This is a genomic window from Paenibacillus sp. J22P90 (assembly GCF_059692195.1).
Window position 1 is genome coordinate 63,062 of record NZ_JCAUAY010000015.1, and the last position, 19,539, is coordinate 82,600.

Sequence of the window (19,539 nt, forward strand, 5' to 3'; positions counted from 1 at the left end):
ACAACGATGTGTGGCATTGTAGGGTATATAGGAAAGCGAGATGTACAGCCGATTCTGCTGAACGGATTAAGCAAGCTGGAGTACAGAGGGTATGATTCCGCGGGGATCGCGGTACTCGTGCAGGATCAAGTCAAGATTAGCAAGGCGGAAGGACGTCTGGCCAATTTATCAGTTCAGCTGGATAAACAGCCGTTGAAAGGATCGATGGGCATCGGGCATACGCGATGGGCGACTCACGGCAGACCGTCGGATGTCAACTCTCATCCACATACGGATATGTCGGGTAAATTTACTGTCGTGCATAACGGCATCGTGGAAAACTACATGGAGCTGAAAAAAGAGCTAGAGCACAATGGCGTCACCTTTGCTTCCGAGACCGACACCGAGGTGATTGCTCATTTGCTTGCGGAGCATTATGAAGGCGACATCTACACCGCCATGCTTGCGGTAGTACAGAGACTACAGGGATCTTATTCCCTTGGTGTCATGACGGAGTATGAGCCAGATAAGCTTATCGCGGTCAGACAATCGAGTCCGCTTGTGATTGGTGCGGGTCAGGGAGAATACTTCATTGCTTCGGATATCTCCGCTCTTATTGAGCATACCCGTGAGGTGTATATTTTGGAGGATGGCGATCTGGCCATCGTGACACAGGAGGGTATCTCTATCACGAAGGTCGAGACAGGGGAGCCGGCGGCGTGTAAGCTGCTGCAGATCGATTGGAGCGCAGATCAGGTCGAGAAGGGACCATTTGAGCACTTCATGCTGAAGGAAATTCACGAACAGCCGCTAACGCTGCGCAATACGATGCTCGGGCGCATCAATGATCAGGACGAAGTGATTTTCCCGGAATTGGCGCACGCAGCAGGCGCGTTTCAACAGGTGGATAAAATCTTTATCGTAGCTTGCGGCACCGCCTATCATGCCGGACTAGTCGGCAGCACAGTCCTTGAGAAGCTAACGCGAATCCCAGTGCAGTGCGATATCGCATCGGAATTCAGATATCGTGACCCGATCATCACGGATCGAACGCTCGTCATCGTCGTGAGCCAATCCGGGGAAACAGCGGATACGCTTGCTGCCCTCCAAGAGAGCAGAAGGCAAGGCGCTAAAGTATTGGCCATTACGAATGTTTCAACCAGTTCTGTGGCGCGAGATGCTGACTATGTCATCGCAACGAAGGCCGGTCCGGAAATTGCCGTGGCATCGACGAAAGCATATACCGCTCAGCTGCTCGCCTTCTATTTGTTCAGCATTTACTTGGCCCAGGAAAGACAGACGCTGTCTACCGAGCTTCATTCGGAGCTGGTCCAAGGCTTGAAGGCACTTCCCGTTCAGGTGGAGAAGGTGCTGGAAAACGCCAACGAAGTGAAGCTGTATGCGGAATCAATCAAGGATGCCGACAGCCTATTCTTTATCGGTAGGGGCTTGGACTACGCTGTTGCGCTTGAGGGTTCTCTTAAATTGAAGGAAATCTCTTATATCCACTCGGAGGCTTATGCAGCCGGAGAGCTAAAGCACGGCACATTGGCGCTGATTGAGAAGGATACGCCGGTGATTGCGCTAGCTACACAAATGAATCTGTACGAAAAAACTGTTAGCAATATTAAAGAAGTTAAGGCCCGTGGAGCACATGTCATGGGGATTACGGTGGAAGGCAATGTCGGGCTGCTCAACGCGGTCGATGAAATCTGTTTCATCCCGCCATCTCATCAGCTCCTAGCACCGATATTGGCCGTTGTTCCGCTTCAGTTAATCTCCTATTACGCCTCCCTGGCGCTGGAGAACGATATAGATAAACCGCGTAATTTGGCCAAAAGTGTGACGGTTGAATAACCAACCATACGGAGAGGAGCTGTACCACATGGAAGCATTCGCTATTCTGTTAGCGGCAGGGAAAGGCACACGGATGAAGTCGGAGCTGCCCAAAGTGCTGCATCCCGTTGGAGGCGTACCGATGATCGCCCGTTTGGTGGGCAAGCTGGAAGCGATGCCGATCACTCGAATTGTGGCAGTGATCGGGCATCGGGGAGAGCTGGTGAAGAAGTGCTTGGGAACGCGGGTTACCTACGTACAGCAGGAGAATCAGTTTGGAACGGCACACGCCGTTCATCAGACTGAGCGCCTGCTCCGTAAACGCAGCGGATCAACCTTGGTGCTTACGGCCGATACGCCGCTCATCAGGCAATCCACCATCGAACGGCTGCTGGCGGCCCAGCGGGCAAACACAAGCGCTGGTGTGGTGTTGACCGCGATCGTACAGGATCCAACTGGCTATGGAAGAATTATCCGAGATCCTGCAAGCGGCGAAGTTGTCGATATCATTGAAGAAAAGGACGCAACGCCTGAGCAGAAAGAGATTAACGAAATTAACACGGGAATTTTCTGTTTCGATAATGAAAGCTTGTTTCAAGCGCTCCCTGGTATTACGAATGATAATGCGCAGCAGGAGTACTACTTGACCGATATCGTGAGGGTCATGCGGCAGACCGGTATCTCCGGTGGCCAGAAGAAATTCGAGGCGATCATCCTCGACGATCCGACAGAGGTGATGGGAATTAACACCCCTGAACAATTGGAGGAAGCGAATCGGGCTTTTTATGAGCACATGGGGATTTTTGCCTAACAAGCTATTGGGAGGAGAGTTGATATGGGAGCTATTTTCGGTACAGATGGCGTCAGAGGGGTTGCCAATCGCGAGTTAACGCCAGAGCTGGCTTTTGAATTAGGGCTTATTGTTGGCTATATGCTGACGCGCAGCTGTGAAAGTAAACGGCCCACCGTCGTCATCGGAAGGGATACCCGAATCTCCGGGCACATGCTAGAAGCAGCCTTGGCTGCCGGGTTGTTATCAGCCGGGGCGGATGCCGTAAAGCTGGGCGTACTACCGACGCCGGGTGTGGCTTATGTCACACGGCACGCAGGCATGGATGCTGGGGTGATGATCTCTGCATCTCATAATCCGGTGGAGGATAACGGGATTAAATTTTTTGGCAGAGACGGCTTCAAAATGCCGGATGCGTGGGAAGCGGAAGTAGAGAGTCGCCTGCAGGGTGATGAGCATCGAACTTCCCGCCCAACGGGAGCGGGAATTGGTACGCTGCGTCATGATCCGCAGGGCGCACTGAACTATGTGAGCTACGTGAAGTCGACGGCTGCGACATCGCTGTCCGGCTGCAAGATCGTGCTCGATTGTGCGAACGGGGCAGCTTCCTTGCTAGCTCCGCAGCTATTCGCGGAATTGGGTGCGGAGACAGTTCTCTTGTATCATCAGCCGGATGGTTTAAATATCAATCAGGATTGCGGCTCAACGCATCCCGAGCATCTGCGTAAAGCAGTGCTTGAACATGGAGCCCATGCGGGACTTTCGTTCGACGGTGATGCGGACCGACTGATTGCGGTGGATGAACGGGGCGACATTCTGGACGGGGATCACATCCTCTACATCCTTGCCGCTCATCTGGCCAAGCAGGGACGGCTGAGTCACAACACTGTCGTTTCTACTGTTATGAGCAACCTTGGCTTTCATCAAGCGTTGCAAACCGTCGGTCTCGATTCTTTAAAAAGTAAGGTCGGAGATCGGCATGTCATGGAAGCGATGCGCAGTGGCGGGTACAACTTAGGCGGTGAGTCTTCCGGACATATTATTTTACTAGATCATTCAACGACAGGGGATGGCCTGTTAGCGGCTGTTCAGCTGCTTCAGGTCATGCTTCAAGAAGGCAAGCCTTTGTCCGAGCTCGTGTCACCCGTCGTCAAATACCCTCAGCTGATGGTTAATGTACGAGTCATCCATAAATACAAGCTAGAAGGCAATCACCGAATCGATGCCGTAATCCGTCAGGTGGAAAGTGAGATGGCCGGGCGCGGTCGTGTATTGGTGCGGCCTTCTGGTACGGAATCACTCGTGCGTGTGATGGCGGAAGGGCCGGATGAAAGGGAGCTATCCGAGTATGTGGATGGCATTGTAGAGGTGGTAAAGGAAGAGCTTGAATATAGCATGGTTTAATTCGCTAGTCCCAATGAGAAAGACGATGGTATGCTTGATCCTTATACAGATTCTAACCAATATCCCTTTGTTTTTCCCGGTATACTCGCTTATCACTGAGCTTGGGGTGGAGGTTAATGGGGAAAAGATAGCCTTTACGGATGTCCAGCCATACATCGATGAACAGACGGGGAGTACGATGGTGCCGGCAAGAGAAATTGCCGAAAAACTAGGGGCTGAAGTGGAATGGAACCGTTCTCTGGAACAGGTAACCTTTCGCAATCAGCATGCAACAACATTATTGACCATTGGTCAAAATGTAATTTCGGTTGACGATAAGCAAATCGAATTAGACGCTCCGGCTGTCCTGAAAAATGACCGAACCATGGTTCCGCTGAGAGCGGTTAGTGAGAGCCTCGGGGCTGATGTCGATTGGATGGGAGAACGGAATTTGGTACTGATCACTTCGGCGGACAAAGCGCAAAGGTCCACGTGGATCTGGGATAGCAAGCTGATTGAGACGGATGGTGACAGCATCCTCCAGTTTGCAGCGCACCAAAAACTGACTGCCATTTATCTGCGCTATGAAAAAACGTATCCAGGTAAGGACGTTTACCGGAACTTCATCCGCAGAGCGAATGATCTGGGCATCAAGGTTGAGGCGCTGGCCGGACAATCGGATTGGATCTATGACAATAAACATAGCGATATCCGGCAATGGATTGCAGCGGTTACGCAATATAACGCTTCGGTAGGTGCTCTAGAACGCTTCCAAGGCTTTCATTTTGATATTGAACCCTACACGTTGGACATGTGGAAGACCAATCAGGCCTGGGTGCTCGAACGGTGGATGGATACGATCAGATTCATTGAATCGGAAGTAAAAAGCACTGATCGCAGCATGACGATGGCCTTCGATATTCCTTTTTGGATCAACAGCAGTAAGGTTCCCGGATCTAACTACTCCTTTAGCGCGTGGCTGCTAGAGAAGGCAGATAGTGTTGTCATTATGGCTTATCGTAATACGGCACTCGGCAGCAACGGCATCATTGCCAGAGCCAAATCCATCATTTTAGAAGCAGCTACACTAAAGAAACAGGCAATTATTGCTGTGGATACGTTGCCCAGTAAGGAAGCCGATTACACGACTTTTTATAACTCGAATTCTTCGCGTATGGAGTCGGAATTGAAACAGGTCAAGGCAAGCCTCTCCCCTTATCCGAGCTATATCGGCATCGCTATCCATGATTACGTGAGGTGGATCGAACTATTGAACGCTAATCGTTGAACGGGTTCGATGAACAAAAAGGAGGAGGATGCAAAATGAAAAAAATGGGTTTGATGATCTCACTATTGGCTGGTGCGGCACTCGGTGTCTCAGGGATGGCCTTCGCTTTCACAGGCGGTAATGAGACGGCCGGAACCTTTCAGGAATCGTCTTTACCGGGAGGAGGCATTGAGGTCCCTCATAATGATCGTATTCATCTTTCTACCGATAAGCAGTGGATCTCCTCGGAAGGCCACTTGTCGGATCTCATTCGATTACAGTGGACGAAAGACCGAGCGAAGCCGGCCATCGCATGGCTGGATGAGAAGGGAACGGACAAAGCGGCTATCGTTGCTCATGCCAAAGCGAATAACCCGGAGCAGCACGATCATAATCACATGTCGTTCGAAACGACGATGGCACCTGACGGCAAAAACCCGAATGAGCTGTTTACGCGACTGGAAATTCCGTTCGACCAGGATGTGGCTGAAATTCGGACGCATTCCTCTAATTTTAATGTGATGGACGGGATTCTAAGAATTGCTGGAACTGGTGGTGTCAATCGTGATCTGACTTGGGCCAAAGCGGATGATGGGAATGTGACGACGCCTCGCTGGGCGATGCGTGCAGATAACTCCAAGGAAGATGGGGGAAATACCGGCTCCAATTTACAAATTATCCGTTATTCAGATGACGGTAAAGCATTGGATAATCCGTTAACCATCAATCGCAGCAGCGGCAATATCGGTATCGGAAACTCGGACGCCAAGACCAAGCTGGACGTCAGTGATGACAGTATACGCATCAGGAAATCTATGACGCCGGCCTCATCTACTGCCCCTGGAGAAGTGGGAGAGATGGCGTGGGATGACGGGTATGTCTATGTTTGTGTGGCACCTAATACCTGGAAAAGAACGGCACTTTCTTCGTGGTAAAAATAGCTCCAAGTCCTCTAATTATAGAGGGCTTTTTTTGGGTTACCCCCTTAAAATGGAAAAAGTTTCAGAAATCTATGAAAGGATCATAGAAAGGTGTGAACCGTTTGTGACTTGGAAAGTGTTGATTGTGGATGATGATCCGAATGTGAGAGAAATCGTCCGGCTCTATTTCCGTCAGCAGCTTATCGAATTAATCGAAGCCCCTGACGGCGTCGCGGCCCTGACCATGTTAGCGGAAGTTAAGCCTGATATCGTGATACTAGATGTGATGATGCCGGGGCTCGACGGTTATGAAACGTGCCGTGAGATTACCAAGCGTTATGATGTGCCGGTCATTATGCTGACCGCGAAGAACGATGAGTTTGATCGGGTGCTGGGCCTTGAGCTAGGCGCCGATGATTATATGACCAAGCCCTTCAGTCCGAGGGAGCTGGTGGCGCGTATTAAAGCGATTTTTCGCCGAATGCAGAAGGGACAGCCGATTATTGAGGTGGATGCACCCATCCAATATGAGTTTGATGATTTAGTCATTCATGTGAACCGCCGAGAGGTGCTCGCGGGAAGTATGAAGATTGATATGCGCCCCAAGGAGTTTGAACTGCTTGCCTTTTTTGCAAAATCTCCGGGCGACGTGTTTACGAGAGAACAGCTGCTGGAGCAGGTGTGGGGATATGATTTTTTAGGCGATATGAGAACGGTAGACGTACATATTAAAAAGCTTCGCGAAAGATTAAGCCCGTGTCATCATGTTTGCATTCATACGGTTTGGGGAGTGGGCTATAAATTTGAGGTAGCTGCATGTTCCTAAATGCCAATAAAAGCATTCTCCGTAAAATGCTAACCAGCTCCCTTGTTACGGTGCTTCTGGGGCTATGTGCGGTGGGACTCGTTATTTCGTTGTTTGCCAAGGATTATATCGTCGACTCCAAAAGTAAAGAGATGATCCGTCAAGCTAAGCAAGTTAATCTCGCCATTCAAGATCAGATCGAACTGAGTGAGCGATTTAGGGAGCAGCTGCGCTTTTTTGATGAAGCTTTTGACTCGCGTATTTGGATATTTAACTTGGAAGGTAACATCGTAACTACCTCATCCAAGGATGAGGTAAATGTAGGCAAGGTCGTCAGCACGGACGTGATCAACCAAGTCCTGAATGGTGAACCTGCCATATGGAATCAATCCGATGGTCTTAAGGAAGGCATGCTTTCGGTTGCCGTCCCATGGGGGAAAGACAACGACGTATACGGTGGTATCGTTCTGCATTCGCCTCTCAAAGGGATGAATGAGACCATCGCTCAGCTAAGAGAAACCATCCTTTGGGTGACCCTGCTCGGTATCTTCTTTTCATTTGCTGTATCCTTCTATTTATCTTGGTCCATTAGCCGACCGATCCAACAGATCGACAAGGCGGCAGCCAGGATTGCCATCGGTGATTACAGCGAGAGAATTCAAATTGATTCCAAAGATGAGATTGGTGATCTAGCAACGACCATTAATCACATGGTGGAGCAGCTTGCGCGCGTTGATCTGGAAAAGAGACAGTTGAATCAGCTGCGGCATGATTTTTTGGCTAATGTTTCCCATGAGCTGCGAACGCCGCTTACGGCGATGCGGGGGTTTTTGGAGGCACTTCAGGATGGTTTAATTGAAGAAGGGTCTCGGGATAAATATTACGAAATCATGTATAACGAAACCCTGCATATGAACCGGCTGGTCGATGATATTACCGACTTAATGAAGTTGGAAAATAAAGAGATCGATCTTATGTGCTTGGCGGTCGATGTTCAGGCGATGATGTCCAAGCTGGCCTTTAAATTCCAACCGGAGGCAGAACTTCGCGGGACGGTTATTCATTGCCTTGTGGATGAAAATTCGCCACAGGCTCACGCCGATCCGGATCGACTGGAACAAATTTTAAACAATTTGATCAAAAATGCCGTTAAGTTCACCGAGAACGGAACGATCGAATTGAAGGCGATGGCGGTTCCATCGGAAGGATGTGTCCTCATCACGGTAACCGATACGGGCATCGGTATATCACCGGAGGATCAAGGGCTCATCTGGGAGCGCTTCTTCAAAGTGGAGAGAGGCCGACCCGTGAAGCATAAAGGCTCATCCGGTCTGGGACTTGCCATTGTGCGAGAGCTTGTCGAGCTGCACAACGGAAGTATTCGCGTGCGAAGCGAGCTCGGGGTCGGAAGTGCCTTTGAGGTCAGAATTCCGCTTTATGATAGCCGTCCTTATGTGCAGCCGTTGGTGAAGTTGGCTGGTGTTGGGTAGATTGTGTTTATAGGAAGACCGTAGAAAAGGAGGGTTCCTTTTCTACGGTTTTTTTCGATTCATAGGTAGCATAATAGGTGGCAAAAATGCAAAAGAGCATCCTTTTCAGGGGAATTCACTTCAGCGTTTTAAGTAAATGCAAATAGGCATCTTTTTGGAGCGATAATGCTTAAACAGAGCTGAAAATGCAGAAATGGATGCCTTTTTGCATTAATTTTATCTGAAATCGTTTATTTGATTGAAAATGGTTGCACTTTAGCATTTTTACCCACCGCCACTGTCCAATCCAGTCAAGCTCCTCTATCCAAAGCACCTACCCCTCCCGGCAACTGACGTGATATCATAGGTCTAGATCCTATTTTTCCAATTACTTCCTATAACTCCAATTGCAAAAGGAGAAGCCATGAACATTTATTTCACAGTAAAAAGTATTGGCAAGCGGAAGCCATTTCTCACGAAGAAGGCGTACACGCTCACCTCCGCACCAGCTACCCTTCGAGGGCTGATTCAAGAAATCGTCACGCATCACGTCCGGCTGTACAACGAGCGGTCGGAGGAGCAGCCCCTGATCGCCTTCCTCACGCAGGAGGAGGTTGAAGCCAGGGGGGCCGAGGGCAAGGTCGGCTTCGGTACCCGGTACGACGACCGCCAGGCGAATGAAGCGGATGCGATTGCTGCGGCGATTTTAGCATTTGAAGATGGGCTGTATCGTGTGTTTATTCGCGATGAGGAAGCTACGGAGCTGGACGCCAGCATAGACATGAGGGACGGGGATGACATCGCGTTCATCAAGTTTACGATGTTAGCCGGCCGACTATGGTAGAGGAGGAAGCTTGACGTGTTATTTTTTCAGCGGAAAGACGAGGCTACGAAACAGTTGGAAAGTCTCCTAATGGAGAACATGGAGAAGGTGCAGCACGAGAGGAACGCACATACGAAGGAGATCGTAACGCTCTTAGACCAAATCGCTGCGCAGGGGAAGCAGGAGTCGTATTTTTCCCCTTTGATCCCGATCATTCAGAAGAAAGCCGGCGCTTATTCGGCTGAGATCCTAAGATACCTTACGAACCATATTACGGAGTATCCCTATAGTGTTGGGTATTACCGCCGGCCCTTCCGAACGCGTAATCCTCGCGTCCACATTGAAAGTGTAGTGCGGAAGCTGTATGCCCTGTACGATATATCCAAACTGAACTTCTCTCTACTTACTTATCTCACGTCCCCAGATCAAAAACCGACAGACAGCTCGATGATCCCCTACATACTTGCTTATGAGTTAGACAGCAATAACCCCAAGATACTTAATGCCCTTAAAGAAATTCTTTACGGGGATAACAATACAGCGCTGCTGAACCGAGCGATGATTCGCGGCATGTTTTTCTGCCATCAGGCGGATGTGCATCATATGCTCGGCCAAATGCTGATCGCGGCACGCCTGCAAGAAGGGCTGCGCCAAAGCATCGTGGAGGCGATGGACGAGGGCACGATGGAGGCTTTCGCCTCGCTGCTCAAGGTCATTATCGAGCACGATTTTATCCGCTACAGCTCGGTCGTTCGGGCGCTGGACGTCTGGACCGGGCTTGGCCTTGAGGCGGCGAACACGCGAATCGTGAAGCAAGGTATCGACTACGCGTACAGGTGTATCAGCGACGAAGGTCTTTGCCAAGAATGGGCAAGCAGCAACGATGTCCAAAAGCTTTATTTTGCCTTATGGGCGACGGCAGTCAGGGAAGAGGAACGTCTTCCTGATCTTCTGAAGCACATCATGGATCATGGCGCGACGTATCAGCAGATTGCGGCGCAATATTTTCTCATGCAGAGTCAAAATGATGAGGTTCGCTTCGCCCTCTCCGCCCCGTACATCGCTCAGTCGAATCTCGAACTGCAATCGCTGGTGTTGACGAACTATGTGTACCATTGGTCGCGAGCGTGGCGGTCGCATCCTGATTATGAGGAGCTGCAGAACAAGCCGATCATCGATCGGGTCCCATTGCTGGAGTCGAAGGAGGAGAGGGTGCGCCAGTTCGAGCTGTTTCGTACAATGCTGCTCCAGATGCCGAAGGCGGAAGTGGCGGAGCGGTCGCAGGTTTTTGAGTGGCGGACGTACACCCACAGTACGGATGCGATAGCGAATAAGATGCTGTACCTCGCAGCCTACGACCTGAACCCTGAGCTGATCGCGCAGGTGATTGCCCTCAAAGAGCGGGTGAGTCCGAGTCTGCGCATCGGGATTATTCAGTCTTTTATACAGGATGTGTACAATCCTATTCAGAGGCAGTACCTTTTTGACTCCTTATCGGACAAAAGTGTATCCAACCGCGAGGCGGCTCTCGCCCGCATAGGTGAAATGGCGCTCACCCCACAGGACGTGGAGCTGGTGCAAGGGCTGTTAAAGCTGAAAACGGGCGCGCTTCGGCAGAGCGCTATTAAGATTTTGCTGAGGCAGGACCTCGAGCAGCTGGATCATGCGATTGAAACGCTCGTGGAAAGTCCGGTAGAGTTGCATAGACTGGGCGCTTTGGAAATGCTGTGCATATTGAAGGAGGACGAGAAGCGGGGGGCGCAGTTCGAGCGGGTGAAGCGGCACATTGCTTCGATTCAGGAGCCTACGAGTAAGGAGCAGCCTTTGGTGGAGCGCCTCGGGCAGAAGGAGCAAAAAGGGCTTCATAACGGTTTCGGTTTATTTGACCCAGTGAAGGAACAGGCGCTATATCCCTTGCCGGAGGATGACGGTGAAAGTGTGAAGAGTGTGCTCAATCTGTCGTTCACCGCGATTCAGCGTTTTCTTCAAGGCTTGTCGGATGAAATCCATGCGCATCGGGACTACGAATATACGGTGGAGCGGTATGCCGGGCATAAGGAAAGCTTTTTGCTGGGGGCGAGGCTCGAGCGATTCCATGGCTACTTCAAAAAGGAGCAGGAACAGACGCATCTGGAGGGCTATCCGCTGGCGGAGGTGTGGAAAGGGTACCTAGAAGCGAGCGGGTGGTCGGCACGGGATCTGGTGCAGATGATGTTTTATTTTGCCTCCGACTGGCTTTATAAGTACAGCAACGATCAGCTGACAGGCTGGGAGCGCCACCGCTATACGGGATTGGGGGATTGGGGCAAGGCGTTTGTGTCGGAGTTGTATCCGATGAAAACGTTCCATGCATTCGCTGAATGGCTCCCGACGCTTCCTTATGTGCAGCAGATTCGGCAGCTTGTTTTTGCTTATTGTGAGGATAGTGATCAAGAAGAGCGCTTCGCGATATCGAGCCAAATCCTGAACAAAATCATCCGCGCTTTGCAGAACCGGGAGCTGGAGGAGAACAGCAAAGCCTGGGCGTTGCTTTCCTCGCCGTGGCTCGCTTGGGCTGGCAGCAGCGTGTACGATGACCGCTCGTTCTTGAATTATTTTGCTATGAAGCTGAATTTGGATCGGCTCACGCATTTTGAGGATTTCCATCCGGATCTGGGCGAGTTAGTGCGGGCGCTGGATTTGGGGCTGATCGAGGACGATGAGATCTATAAGGAGCTGCTGACGCGCAGAAGAAGTCGGCGGCACATCCATACGATCACCGGAACCCGGAAGGATTTCGTGAAGGAGCATCCGACGATGGGGCGTTTTAAGGAGCGGGTGCTTGCCGTGATCCTGGAGCTTGAGCTGAACCGTGGAGATCTGCCGACGGAGGTATCGGATCTGGCGATGGGCATTGACCGTTATGTGGGCATGGCCGATTTTATCGCGATTTTGTCGGGGCTGGACCGGGAATCGTTCGTTCGGGGTTACATCTATGGCAGCAGGACGAAAAAGGAAGCCCTAAGTCATCTGCTGCGCGTCTGTCATCCAGCGGAAGGCGATGATGTGAAGAAGTTAGCAGGGATGCTGAAGGGGAAAAAGATTGCCGACAAACGGCTTCTCGAAGCCGCTATGTACGCCCCGCAATGGCTCGAGCTGGTTGCCGAGCATCTGAATTGGAACGGGCTGCGCAGCGCCGCTTGGTATTTTCACGCTCATGTTAATGAGAGCTTCTCAGCGGAAAAGGAAACGATTGTGGCGCATTACTCGCCGATCTCTCCGGCTGATTTTAACGATGGCGCCTTCGATATTCGTTGGTTTCGGGATGCTTTTGCGGAGCTAGGCGCGGAGCGTTTTAACGTGCTGTACCAGTGCGCGAAGTACATTTCGGCGGGGGCGAACCATAGGAGGTCGCAGCTTTTTGCCGATGCGGTGCTTGGGAAGCTGGATTTGGCGGAGATGCGGGCCTCGGTGGAGAGCAAGCGGAATAAGGATCATCTGCTGAGCTACAGCCTCATTCCGATTAGCGAGGTGGAGTCGGAGCGGGATGTGCTGGAACGGTATGAGGTGATTCAACTTTTCCTCAAAGAGAGCAAAAGTTTTGGTGCCCAGCGCAGCGCCAGTGAAGCCAAGGCTTCGGCGATTGCCCTTGATAATCTGTCCCGCAATGCCGGCTATCCTGACGTGATTCGTCTGAAATGGGAGATGGAAGCGCGCAAAATGGAAGAGGTGCTGCACCTGCTGGAGCCGATGGCGATTGAGGAGATCGAGGTGAAGCTCGCCATTGATGAGAATGGTAGGGCTGAGATCGTGGTCGCCAAGAACGGCAAGACGCTGAAGTCGCTTCCGTCCAAGTATAACAAGCATCCGTACGTGGCCGTCTTGAAAGAAACCGTCTCGAGCCTAAGGGATCAGTTCAAGCGGGCGAAGTCGGAGTTCGAGAAATGCATGGAGGCGGAGAGCAGCTTTACATACACGGAACTGGCTAATCTGATGAAGAATCCGACGATTGCGCCTCTTTTGCGGGCTTTAGTGTTTAAAATGGGGTCGTCGTTCGGCTTCTACGAGAACGGCTGGTTGATGGACGAGACGGGCGAAGCCGTCTCGTTGGAGGGAGCGGATGCGATCTATATCGCACATCCGCTGCATTTGTATGAGAGCGGCACGTGGAGCCGCTATCAAAAGCTCCTGTTCGACCGGCAGCTGAAGCAGCCGTTCAAGCAGGTGTTTCGGGAGCTGTACCTCCCGAACAGCGATGAACTGGCGAGCGGCGCGGTGTCGCGGCGATATGCCGGGCATCAGATCCAGCCGAAGCGGGCGGCTGCGCTGCTGAAGTCGCGGCTGTGGACCGTCAGCTACGAGGAAGGCCTGCAGAAGGTGTACCACAAAGAGAACATCATCGCGCAGGTGTATGCGCTCGCGGATTGGTTCTCGCCTTCGGAAGTCGAGGCGCCGACCTTGGAGACCGTCTCGTTCATCGATCGCAAGACGTATCAACCGATCGAGCTGAGCCGGATTCCCGGCATCATTTTCTCCGAAATTATGCGGGATGTGGATCTCGTCGTGAGCACGGCACATGCCGGCGGCGTTGATCCGGAGGCGAGCTTGACGACGATTGAGCTGCGCAAAGCGATCGTCACGGAGTCGCTGCGTCTGCTGAAAATCGCCAACGTGCGGTTGGAGGGGAACTTTGCGCGTGTGGCTGGAGCGCTTGGCGAGTACGGCGTGCACCTCGGTAGCGGTACAGTACAAAAGCAAGCGGCAGGGACGCTGTATATTCTGCCGGTGCATTCGCAGCATCGCGGCAGGCTGTTCCTGCCGTTTATGGAAGAGGATCCGAAGACAGCGGAGATCCTGTCCAAAATCGTGCTGCTAGCGCAGGATACGAAGATTAAGGACCCGCAGATTTTGGCGCAGTTGCGGGCGGGGCAGTATGCTTAGGGTAGTGGATAACAGCCAGAGAAGAAGTTTTAACTTCTTCCTGGCTTTTTTGAATTTTTATCACGAGGAGAATAGCTATTGGATATAATGAACGAGTGTACGAATGCCCATGCTTTTCCGAAAAAGTCCGACAGAATTCGATTGAATTGGCAGAAATCTTAAGTTTTTTACTTTCTTCCACTTTGCATGAAAGCCAGAATCTGTTAGGATATAAAGAAAGGCGATAGATTTAGTAAGAATTAAAAGGAGGCACCTTTTCCATGGAAAAAATGATGCTTGATTCTATAGATGAAATGACGCATCTAGATCAACTCGAGGCTGAAGCGATTTATATTATTCGAGAAGTAGCGGCGGAATGTGAAAATCCCGTAATGCTGTATTCGATCGGCAAAGACAGTTCCGTGATGCTGCATTTGGCGCTGAAAGCTTTTTATCCGGAGAAGCCGCCATTTTCTTTTATGCATATTGATACAACGTGGAAGTTCAAAGAAATGATTGAGTTCCGCGATCGCAAAGCCAAAGAATTCGGAATCAACATGATCGTTCACTCCAATCAGGAGGGAATTGAGCAGGGAATTAACCCGTTCGATCACGGTTCCGCGTATACGGACATTATGAAAACCCAAGCCCTCAAGCAGGGATTAGATAAATACGGATTTACGGCTGCGTTCGGCGGCGGAAGACGCGATGAGGAGAAGTCGCGCGCGAAGGAGCGGATTTTCTCGTTCCGGAATAAGAACCATGCCTGGGATCCGAAGAATCAACGGCCGGAAATGTGGAAGCTTTTTAACACAAGAATTAATAAAGGTGAGAGCATCCGCGTCTTCCCAATTTCCAACTGGACGGAAAAAGACATCTGGCAATACATTCGCAGAGAAAACATCGATATCGTACCTCTTTATTTTGCAAAAGAAAGACCTGTCATCGAACGTGACGGACATCTCATCTTGGTGGACGATGATCGCATGAAGCTCGAGCCACATGAGAAAATTGTAATGAAGAAGATGCGTTTCCGCACATTAGGCTGCTATCCGCTTACAGGCGGTGCTGAGTCGGAGGCGAATACACTTGATACCATTATTGAAGAAACCCTGGGTGCGGTATCATCCGAACGGACAACGCGGGTGATTGACCAAGAAGCGGCTGGAAGTATGGAACGACGTAAACGGGAGGGTTATTTCTAATATGAAAAGTCTGCTTAAATTTATCACTTGCGGAAGTGTGGACGACGGAAAATCCACTCTGATTGGACATATGCTTTATGAGGCTAAGCTTTTGTTCGCCGACCAAGAAAGAGCGCTAGAACTAGATAGCAGACTTGGCAGCCGCGGCGGCAAAATTGACTATTCCTTGCTGCTTGACGGGCTCCTAGCAGAGCGTGAGCAGGGCATTACGATTGATGTGGCTTATCGGTATTTTACGACAGATCACCGTTCGTTTATCGTAGCGGATACGCCTGGACACGAAGAATATACGCGTAACATGGCCGTAGGCGCATCTTTTGCGGATCTAGCTATCATTCTTGTGGACGCAAAGAAAGGGGTAATTACCCAAACCAAGCGCCATACTCGGATTTGCGGACTTATGGGCATTAAACATCTTGTTTTAGCCGTGAATAAAATGGATTTAGTTGGTTTTGATCCGAAGGTTTTTGATGCGATCAAGCAAGAATTCTTGCAATTGACCTCTGGGTTCCACTTTGACAGCATTCAGGTGATCCCTGTTTCAGCCACAGAAGGGGATAACATTACGAAAAAATCGCCAAATACCCCTTGGTATGAAGGCCTTGCCTTGCTGCCGTATTTGGAAAATGTGGACGTTCATCAGAGCGACAATACGAAGCCATTTATGATGCCGATTCAGCGTGTGTGCCGTCCGGATCATACATTCCGCGGTTTCCAAGGCCAAATTGAGGCTGGGCGTATCGCGGTTGGTGATGAGTTGATAACGTTGCCTAGTCATGAGAAGGCGAAAGTCAAACGGATTCTCGTGGGAGACCAAGATCGCGATTATGCCTATGCTGGACAGCCCGTGACCATTCAATTGGATCGGGAAGTCGACGTGTCGCGGGGCTGTGTGTTCACGAAGGATAGCCAGCTTCAAGAAGCGGACAGTTTCAGTGCTACGATCCTTTGGATGGATGATTCTGTACTGACGCCAGGCAAAAACTATCTGGTTAAAGTAGGTACGAAAATCCTGCCAGGTACCGTAACGGCCATTAAGCATAAAATCGAAATTAATACAGGAAAAACGGTTCCCACCGACCATATTGTCAAAAATGAATTGGCCACATGTGAGTTTTCTTTATCTGACAGTATCGTAATTGATTCTTTTGAAGAAAACAAAAGCATAGGCGGATTTATTCTGATCGATCGCGTCACCAATATGACTTCGGCATGCGGCGTGATTGAACAAACCCTTCAAAGCTCCGACAATGCTGTAGGGCTAGATACGGAAGTCACCAGAGATGTTCGTGCTCAGCAAAAAGGGCAGAATCCTTTGACCTTGTGGTTCACGGGTTCGGCTTCAAATCAAGCGATACTTGCGAAGGAAGTCGAGAAACGTTTGGTATCGACAGGCCACCATACGATGTTGCTGAAGAATGGCCAAGGCGAATCGTTGCAGCGAGTAGCAGAGGTTGCCAAATTGATGAACGATGCTGGACTTATTGCATTAGTATCGAGTGATTCTCCGATTGGAAACGACCAAGCAACCGTGAGAGACATTATTGGTAAAGAGTATTTTGAGGTTTATGTGAGCTCGGGCACAAATGATCTACCTGGGAACGCGGAAATTGTAATCGATTCAAGCAAGTTTTCGACCGAAGAAGCTGCCAATTATGTAGTGAAACGGATTATTAAATATTTGATTAATGAGAGTAGTGTTGGGCAGTTTCTTAATTTTTAATAGTAATATCCCTACATCATTGTGAATCTGATGTAGGGATATTTTTTTGTGACGGCGAATGTCTCATACTTACTGTGATATAATGGTAATAATAGTAAGCGGGGAGGGGCAGTATGAACTTTGCAAAAATAGATCTATTAAAAAATGAATTAGATGGATTACGTCCTCTGCCAGCGGCTGCTGTAAGAAATTTGGAACAATTTTATCGGGTCGAATGGACGTACAACTCTAATGCAATTGAAGGTAACACATTAACACTATTAGAAACTAAATTGGTTTTAGAAGAAGGTTTAACAATTGGTGGTAAAAAGCTGCGCGAGCATTTTGAAGTTGTTAACCATTCAGAAGCGATTAATTACGTACAAGATATAGTAAATAGAAACATAGAATTGAGTGAGTATGTCATAAAATCAATTCATCATCTGGTACTTAAAAACATTGACGATGAGGATGCAGGGCGATATCGGATGATTAATGTTTTAATATCAGGTTCGGAACATACTCCTCCTAATTTTGCAACTCTCTCTGAAAAAATGGAACAATTGGTACAATGGTATGATGTACACAAAGATAAATTGCATCCAGTTGAACTAGCTGCAGAATTTCATTTTCGATTTGTTTACATACATCCTTTTTCTGATGGTAATGGGCGTACAGCAAGGCTTTTAATGAATTTAATTTTAATGAAATATGGATTTCCACCAGCTATTGTAAAAGCTGCAAACGATGCTCGTTTGAAATATTACGAGACCTTGGAAATAACTAGTATGCGAAATGAATTAAAACCATTTGTACAATTAATCTCAGAATGTGTTGAGGATAGTTTGCAAAAGTATATAGGTGCGGTAAAGTGACTTCTTTTATTATCTATATCGTCATAGTCCTCTTTTTGGGGTTTGGCGTCTTAAACCATGGCTATCTCTACGAAGTAAATTACTTATTCGCCACGAGCTTTCTGCTAGCTGCGGGGCTGATCCTCAGTTTTACCCTAAAACAGGTGCGCCTGCATCTCATGCATGTGTTTGTTGTGCTCCTCGTTTTATTTTACTGGGCCAGTGTGTTTATCGCGACGGATAGGGAACAGGCTATTCTAGAGGCGATCAAAATCACGGCCTTGCTGCCATTTTCACTTCTTGTTGCCAACCTGACCAAAGAACAACTGATGAAAATATTCAGATGGATACCCTACATGGGGGCGTTTCTCGTGGTTGTAGGCGTCGTCTTTCAGATGGAAAGACAGAACCGACTGGAGTCGACGATCGGCTATGCCAATACGTTAGCGGTTTTCTTGCTCATTTCGCTGTTGGTGACGCTCTTTTTTTATATCCAAAAAGCTCGTAAGATCGACCTCATTCTAATGGTGCTGCAAGCAAGCGGGCTTATGCTCACTTTTTCCAGATCGGTCTGGGTGCTATGGTTAGCGTCATTAGCCGCGCTGGCCTTATTTCAAGAGTTTCGAAAGCGAGGCATTTGGCTAAAAATAGTGGCTGTCCACCTGACGAGTTTTGTTGTGACGGCGCTGCTGAAAAGGGATGTTCTATTTTTTTGGTCAAGGGTAAAATCAATTCAACCCCAAACCTCGGAGTTCCGAATGAGACTCGTGTATTGGAAGGACAGCCTTCCGATGATTCGTGATCATTTGTGGTTAGGAACGGGTGGAGGCGGGTGGGGTGTGCTGCAAAATCAGTATCAATCGGAGGCTTATTTTGTACGTTTTGTTCATAATCACTATCTTCAGTTAGCGTTGGACATCGGTGTTATAGGAGCGTTATTGTTCATTGTCGGTGTTATTCTCTTCTATTATAGAAGTTCTATGCTGCTAAAGAAGATGAAGGCTTCGGACGCAGACTCATCCCGTCTATGGGTGAAGGGGATTATGCTAATAAGCACGGTGCTGCTGCTTCATGCTGGGTTTGATTTTGACTTTAGTTTCCTTATCATCTTCGCGGTCTTTCTCGTGTTGATTGCGTTCATGATGGTGCAAGGCCCTGATTCAGCCCATGTAAGTTGGGGTCCAACGAAGATTGGAAAAGCGATGCTATCGATTGCTTTGGTGGCGATGTTATTTGGTACGAGCTGGGTTGGAGTAGGGAAATACATCCAGACGAAGGGCCAGAACAGCGTTGCTGTGGGAGATATAGAATCGGCGATTCTAGCCTATTCGGTTGTACAAAAAATGCTGCCATGGTCAGCATCTGCCTATTACGACGCGGCGAAAGTGTATGTGATCAGTGGTAACCAGACAGGAAATCGTAATGACTATCTATTGGCCAAGTCTCAGATTGAACAGGCTATGGATCGCGTGCCGGATGAGGTAGTGTACAAGGAGTTACATAATGATCTTTATCATAAATTGATGAAGGAATAAACTGGTTTTACTAGATGATTATATCTTTTATGGTATAATCATTTTTGTTGTTTTTACGCTATTACTATAAAA

The 19,539-nt window shown here is 49.3% G+C and carries 13 protein-coding genes; all 13 read left to right on the forward strand.

Annotated features, from left to right (window positions below; all coding sequences use genetic code 11):
• Nucleotides 1-6 precede the first annotated feature (6 nt).
• The 13 genes from glmS (at nt 7) to AC58UX_RS30870 (ending at nt 19,467) form a co-directional block, all read left to right on the forward strand.
• The gene (gene glmS / locus AC58UX_RS30810; RefSeq protein ID WP_497259900.1) at nt 7-1,836 is read left to right on the forward strand and encodes a glutamine--fructose-6-phosphate transaminase (isomerizing); all 1,830 of its coding nucleotides are present in this window, start codon (nt 7-9) and stop codon (nt 1,834-1,836) included.
• A 28-nt stretch (nt 1,837-1,864) separates the two neighbouring features.
• The gene (locus AC58UX_RS30815; RefSeq protein ID WP_497259901.1) at nt 1,865-2,626 is read left to right on the forward strand and encodes an NTP transferase domain-containing protein; all 762 of its coding nucleotides are present in this window, start codon (nt 1,865-1,867) and stop codon (nt 2,624-2,626) included.
• 24 nt (nt 2,627-2,650) lie between these two features.
• On the forward strand, nt 2,651-4,009 hold the full coding sequence (glmM, locus tag AC58UX_RS30820; RefSeq protein WP_497259902.1) for a phosphoglucosamine mutase: 1,359 nt from the start codon (nt 2,651-2,653) through the stop codon (nt 4,007-4,009).
• Between the two features lie 13 nt (nt 4,010-4,022).
• Nucleotides 4,023-5,276 carry a copper amine oxidase N-terminal domain-containing protein gene (locus AC58UX_RS30825; RefSeq protein WP_497259903.1) on the forward strand — a complete coding sequence of 418 codons (1,254 nt, stop codon included), beginning with the start codon at nt 4,023-4,025 and terminating at the stop codon, nt 5,274-5,276.
• Between the two features lie 35 nt (nt 5,277-5,311).
• Nucleotides 5,312-6,190 (forward strand): hypothetical protein, encoded by an 879-nt coding sequence (locus AC58UX_RS30830; RefSeq protein ID WP_497259904.1) that lies wholly within the window; start codon nt 5,312-5,314, stop codon nt 6,188-6,190.
• A gap of 109 nt (nt 6,191-6,299) precedes the next feature.
• Nucleotides 6,300-7,001 (forward strand): response regulator transcription factor, encoded by a 702-nt coding sequence (locus AC58UX_RS30835; RefSeq protein WP_497259905.1) that lies wholly within the window; start codon nt 6,300-6,302, stop codon nt 6,999-7,001.
• 26 nt (nt 7,002-7,027) lie between these two features.
• A complete protein-coding gene (locus AC58UX_RS30840) occupies nt 7,028-8,470 on the forward strand; it encodes a sensor histidine kinase (protein WP_497259906.1) in 1,443 nt (480 codons plus the stop codon).
• Between the two features lie 403 nt (nt 8,471-8,873).
• Complete coding sequence (locus AC58UX_RS30845) at nt 8,874-9,293, forward strand: hypothetical protein (protein WP_497259907.1); 420 nt, start codon at nt 8,874-8,876, stop codon at nt 9,291-9,293.
• 15 nt (nt 9,294-9,308) lie between these two features.
• Nucleotides 9,309-14,192 (forward strand): DUF4132 domain-containing protein, encoded by a 4,884-nt coding sequence (locus AC58UX_RS30850; protein WP_497259908.1) that lies wholly within the window; start codon nt 9,309-9,311, stop codon nt 14,190-14,192.
• Between the two features lie 260 nt (nt 14,193-14,452).
• Entirely contained in the window at nt 14,453-15,376 is a 924-nt protein-coding gene (gene cysD, locus AC58UX_RS30855) for a sulfate adenylyltransferase subunit CysD (protein ID WP_497259909.1), read from the forward strand.
• A 1-nt stretch (nt 15,377) separates the two neighbouring features.
• Nucleotides 15,378-17,099: a GTP-binding protein gene (locus tag AC58UX_RS30860; RefSeq protein WP_497259910.1), complete on the forward strand. Its 1,722-nt coding sequence runs from the start codon at nt 15,378-15,380 to the stop codon at nt 17,097-17,099.
• Between the two features lie 113 nt (nt 17,100-17,212).
• Nucleotides 17,213-17,953: a Fic family protein gene (locus AC58UX_RS30865; RefSeq protein ID WP_497259911.1), complete on the forward strand. Its 741-nt coding sequence runs from the start codon at nt 17,213-17,215 to the stop codon at nt 17,951-17,953.
• Nucleotides 17,950-19,467, forward strand: coding sequence for an O-antigen ligase family protein (locus tag AC58UX_RS30870; RefSeq protein ID WP_497259912.1), 1,518 nt, complete (start codon nt 17,950-17,952; stop codon nt 19,465-19,467). Before AC58UX_RS30865 ends, AC58UX_RS30870 begins: the two co-directional genes overlap by 4 nt.
• Nucleotides 19,468-19,539 lie beyond the last annotated feature (72 nt).

Excerpts from the sequence above, each read along its gene's own strand:
- AC58UX_RS30865 (WP_497259911.1), top strand. The coding sequence starts at position 17,213 with ATGAACTTTGCAAAAATAGATCTATTAAAAAATGAATTAGATGGATTA.
- AC58UX_RS30830 (WP_497259904.1), top strand. The coding sequence starts at position 5,312 with ATGAAAAAAATGGGTTTGATGATCTCACTATTGGCTGGTGCGGCACTC.
- glmM (WP_497259902.1), top strand. The coding sequence starts at position 2,651 with ATGGGAGCTATTTTCGGTACAGATGGCGTCAGAGGGGTTGCCAATCGC.
- cysD (WP_497259909.1), top strand. The coding sequence starts at position 14,453 with ATGGAAAAAATGATGCTTGATTCTATAGATGAAATGACGCATCTAGAT.
- AC58UX_RS30815 (WP_497259901.1), top strand. The coding sequence starts at position 1,865 with ATGGAAGCATTCGCTATTCTGTTAGCGGCAGGGAAAGGCACACGGATG.
- AC58UX_RS30825 (WP_497259903.1), top strand. The coding sequence starts at position 4,023 with ATGAGAAAGACGATGGTATGCTTGATCCTTATACAGATTCTAACCAAT.
- AC58UX_RS30840 (WP_497259906.1), top strand. The coding sequence starts at position 7,028 with ATGCTAACCAGCTCCCTTGTTACGGTGCTTCTGGGGCTATGTGCGGTG.
- glmS (WP_497259900.1), top strand. The coding sequence starts at position 7 with ATGTGTGGCATTGTAGGGTATATAGGAAAGCGAGATGTACAGCCGATT.
- AC58UX_RS30860 (WP_497259910.1), top strand. The coding sequence starts at position 15,378 with ATGAAAAGTCTGCTTAAATTTATCACTTGCGGAAGTGTGGACGACGGA.
- AC58UX_RS30845 (WP_497259907.1), top strand. The coding sequence starts at position 8,874 with ATGAACATTTATTTCACAGTAAAAAGTATTGGCAAGCGGAAGCCATTT.